This is a genomic window from Achromobacter sp. SIMBA_011 (genome assembly GCF_046535435.1).
GTDB lineage: Bacteria > Pseudomonadota > Gammaproteobacteria > Burkholderiales > Burkholderiaceae_B > Achromobacter > Achromobacter dolens.
On sequence record NZ_JAWRWN010000691.1, the window covers coordinates 1 to 261 of the forward strand.

Annotated in this window: 1 protein-coding gene; it reads right to left on the bottom strand. The window is 64.0% G+C overall.

Going from position 1 to position 261, the window contains the following annotated elements:
• A partial coding sequence (locus tag SB816_RS32710) for a fimbria/pilus outer membrane usher protein (RefSeq protein ID WP_410548339.1) occupies positions 1 to 261 on the bottom strand: 261 nt, incomplete at both ends.

Here is a 261-nt window from a genome sequence, read left to right on the forward strand (position 1 = left end):
CTGCGGAAACGACGTGTAGGTGCGATCGGAGAACCGATAGCCGAAAAAGCGCACATCCGAATCGATCGAATCGAAGTGCTTCGAATAGTTGAAGCGATACGAGCGGCCGACGCGCGTTTCACCGCTCCACCACAGCCGGGCGCGCACCGTCGTCACGTCGGCCGACACCGCGCCGAACGCGCCGAGATTCTTGCCGACGCCGAACGCGAGCGCCGCATAACCCGACGCACCGAGCGCCCCGCCGTAGATCGTGATCTCGTG